The 3,791-nt window shown below is 72.7% G+C and carries 3 protein-coding genes; all 3 read right to left on the bottom strand.

Annotation, left to right across the window (positions count from 1 at the left end; genetic code table 11):
- Nucleotides 1-227, bottom strand: a 227-nt coding sequence (locus tag AC30CM_RS26840) for a Mur ligase domain-containing protein (protein WP_490119951.1), incomplete at its 3' end; no start/stop codon positions are given.
- Nucleotides 224-1,780, bottom strand: coding sequence for a UDP-N-acetylmuramoyl-L-alanyl-D-glutamate--2,6-diaminopimelate ligase (locus AC30CM_RS26835; protein WP_490119950.1), 1,557 nt, complete (start codon nt 1,778-1,780; stop codon nt 224-226). The genes AC30CM_RS26835 and AC30CM_RS26840, both read right to left, overlap by 4 nt.
- A 34-nt stretch (nt 1,781-1,814) precedes the next feature.
- Nucleotides 1,815-3,746, bottom strand: coding sequence for a peptidoglycan D,D-transpeptidase FtsI family protein (locus AC30CM_RS26830; protein ID WP_490119952.1), 1,932 nt, complete (start codon nt 3,744-3,746; stop codon nt 1,815-1,817).
- Nucleotides 3,747-3,791 lie beyond the last annotated feature (45 nt).

Raw genomic sequence — 3,791 nt, 5'->3', positions numbered from 1 at the left:
CGGGCCGCCAGGACCCCGACCGCACCCGCCGCCACGGCGGCGGCCGCGAAGTCGTGGCCGTCGGCCCGCGCCCCGGGCAGCGCGAGGAACAGCCCGCCCTCGGTGACGGCCCGCGAGTCGAACTCGACCGTGCCGGTGACCGTCAGCTGCGCGGCGACGGCCGGGTCGACGTCGGCCAGGCGGCCTCCGACGATCTCGGCGATGCGGGTCAGGGACAGTGCGATCATCGTCTCACTCCCAATGCGTCGAGGGCCGAGCCCACTTCGTCGCGGTCGTCGAACGGCCGCGTCCGTCCCGCCGCGGTCTGGCCGGACTCGTGCCCCTTGCCCGCAACCAGCACGACGTCACCGGCGCGCGCCCACCGGACCGCATGCTCGATGGCCGCGCGCCGATCACCGATCTCGACGACCTCGGTGCCGGGACCGGCAGCGGCCCGGGCGGCGGCGACGATCTCGGCGCGGATCGCGGACGGCTCCTCGTCGCGCGGATTGTCGTCGGTGACGACCACCAGGTCGGCCAACTCGGCGGCGACGCTGCCCATCGGCGCGCGTTTGCCGCGGTCCCGGTTGCCGCCGGCACCGAACACCACGGCGATGCGTCCAGCTGCGCCCGCACCCAGTTGGCCGCGCAGCGTCTCCAGCACGGCGCGCAATGCGCCCGGCTTGTGGGCGTAGTCGACGACGGCGAGGAAGTCCTGCCCGCGGTCGACGGGCTCGAGGCGGCCCGGGACGGTGGCCGTCGCCAGGCCGGCCGCCGCCTCCTCGGGCGGCACGCCGACGGCGTCGAGCAGCGCCACCGCCAACAGGCCGTTGGCCACGTTGTAGCGCCCCGGCAGCGCGACGTGCAGCCGATGCCTGCCCCCGCGGGGGTCGACCGCGACGAAGTCCTGGCCGGCCCGGCCGGTGGCGGTCACGTCCTCGGCCAGCCAGCCGCTGCCGTGCCCGTCGATGCTCGCGGTGACGGGCGCGGTGGCGCGTTGCAGCATCCGCCTGCCCCACTCGTCGTCGACGCAGATCACCGCCCGCGCGGCGTGCGTGGGGTATCGCGGATCGAACAGGCGCGCCTTGGCGTCCAGGTAGTCGTCCATCGTGGGGTGGAAGTCCAGGTGGTCGCGGCTGAGGTTGGTGAACCCGCCGACGGCGAAACGGATGGCGTCCACACGGCCGAGCACCAGGGCGTGGCTGGACACCTCCATGACCACGGTGTCGACGCCCCGCTCGACCATCACCGCCAGCAGCGCCTGCAGGTCGGGTGCCTCCGGTGTGGTGAGCGCACTGGGCTCGGCGCGCCCGTCGATGCGGATGCCCACGGTCCCGATGAGCCCGGCGACGCGGCCCGCGGCGCGCAGCCCGGCCTCCACCAGGTACGTCGTGGTGGTCTTGCCGGAGGTGCCGGTGATGCCGATGACCTGGACGTGCTCCGAGGGCCGGCCGTAGACCGTGGCGGCGAGTTCACCGAGCACCGACCGCGGCCGTGGATGCACCACCACCGGCACGTCGAGACCGTCGAGCCGAGCCGCACCGTCGGGATCGGTCAGCACCGCGACGGCGCCGCGGGCGACGGCGTCGGCGGCGAACGTGGCGCCGTGGGCGGTGGCGCCGGGCAGCGCCGCGAACAGGTCGCCCTGCTGGGCACTCTGCCCGCGCAGCGTCACCCCGGTCACGCGGACGTCGGCCGGTGCGCCCGCGTCCTGCGACCGCACGCGGGTGGCGCCGACGAGTTCGGTCAGGGACGCGAGGTCGGCACCGACCGGGTGCGAGGGACGCAACTTCATGGCCATGACACAGTACCGGCGTCGGGGTGGGCGCTCCGGCTCACTCCTGCCGCAGCGTCAGCGGCGGCCCCGGGTCGGGTGACAGCGGCACGTTCTCGCGTTGCAGCAGCCACGAGGAGATGTTGTGGATGAGCGGCGCCGCGGTGGTGCCCGGCTGGCCATCGGCGGTGCGGTGCGGGGCGTCCATCATCACGCCGACGACGTAGCGCGGATCGTCGGCCGGGACCATGGCCGCGAACGTGATCCAGTAGACGTCGCTGTAGTAGCACCCGCACGCCGGGTTGATCTGCTGCGCCGTGCCGGTCTTGCCCGCGATCTGGTAGCCGGGGACGGCCGCACCCGAGCCCGTGCCCTGCTGCACGCCGCGGGGATCCTTCTGGATGGTGGCGCGCAACATGTTCCGCACGGTGCGCGCGGTGTCGGCCGAGACGACGCGCACGCCCTCGGGACGCTTCTCGTCTTCCTGGCTGCCGTCCTTGCCCTTGATCGACTTGATGATGCGCGGGGGGATGCGCACGCCGTCGTTGGCGATGGCCTGGTACATGCCGGTCATCTGCAGCAGGGTCATCGACAGACCCTGCCCGATGGGCAGGTTGGCGAACGAACTGCCCGACCACTGGTCGATGGGCGGCACCAGGCCGGCGCTCTCGCCGGGCAGCCCCACCCCGGTGCGCGCGCCGAGGCCGAACTTCTCGGCCAGGTCGAACCACCGCTCGGGCCCCACGCGCTGCGCCAGCATCAGCGTGCCGACGTTGGACGACTTACCGAAGACCCCGGTGGTGGTGTACGGCTCGACGCCGTGCGCCCACGCGTCGTTGACGGTGACGCCGCCCATGTCGATGGACCCGGGCACCTGCAAGACCTCGTCGGGGTTGGTCAGACCCAGTTCGATGGCCGCCGACGCCGTGATGATCTTGTTCACCGAACCGGGTTCGAACGGCGAGGTGACGGCGAGGTTGCCCAGCTGGCGGTCCTGCTGGCGGCCGATGTCCTGGCTCGGGTCGAAGGTGTTGTCGTTCGACATGGCGAGCACCTCGCCGGTCTTGGCGTCGAGCACCACGGCCGAGACGTTCTTCGCGCCGGAGAGGTCCTTGGCCTGCTGGACCTGCTGTTGCACGTAGAACTGGATGTCGTCGTCGAGCGTCAGCTGCACCGTGGCGCCGTCGACGGCGTCGTGCTTGTTGCGCAGGCTGCCCGGGATCATGACGCCGTCACTGCCGCGGTCGTAGGTCACCGAACCGTCGGTGCCCGCGAGCTTCGAGTCCAGTGAGTCCTCCAGGCCCAGCAGGCCGTGGCCGTCCCAGTCGATGCCGCCGACGATGTTGGCGGCCAGCGCCCCACCCGGGTACTGCCGGATGTCCTGACGCTCGGCGCCCACCTCGGGATACTTGGCGATGATGGCGTCGGCGATCGAGGGATCGACGGCCCGGGCGAGGTAGACGAAGGTGTCGGTGCCCGTCAGCTTCTTGAGCAGCGTCGCCTTGTCGGGCTTGCCGTTGAGCAGCTTGGAGATGCCGTCGGCGATGTCGGCAAGCCGCTTGGCGGGATCCGGGGCCGACGGCTTGGCCTCCTTGGCGTCCGCCAGCTGCTTCTGGATGCGCGTGGGCTGGAACGTCAGCGCCCGCGCCTCGATGGTGAACGCCAGCTTGGCGTCGTTGCGGTCGACGATCGAGCCGCGCACGGCGGGGTCGACGTCGGTGACCTTGAGCTGGCTCGCCGCCTCGGCGCGCAACCCTTCCGCGCGCGGCACCTGCAGGGTGAACAGCTGCGCTCCGGCCACCAGGATCAGCAGTGCCATCACCACGTTGCCCGCGCGGTGCCGGAACGTGAACGAGCCGCGGGTCTCGCCGGTCGTCGCGTCGGTGACCGGGCGGCGGATGCGGCGCACGCGCGCCGAGTGTGGGGCATCGATGCGACCGGGCCGCGGCTGGGACTGCTTCGGCTGCGCGCCGCGCGGGGTGCGCCAGCTCATGCCGGCGCCTCCGCGGGCGGACCGGGCAGCGCGGGACTGGCTGCG

The organism is Mycobacterium sp. DHQP2018-32-09 (assembly GCF_058148405.1).
This window is presented reverse-complemented; position numbering and strand designations above follow the sequence as displayed.

Bases quoted from the DNA above. Each gene is read 5' to 3' on its own strand.
- AC30CM_RS26835 (WP_490119950.1), bottom strand. From the start codon at position 1,780: ATGGCCATGAAGTTGCGTCCCTCGCACCCGGTCGGTGCCGACCTCGCG.
- AC30CM_RS26830 (WP_490119952.1), bottom strand. From the start codon at position 3,746: ATGAGCTGGCGCACCCCGCGCGGCGCGCAGCCGAAGCAGTCCCAGCCG.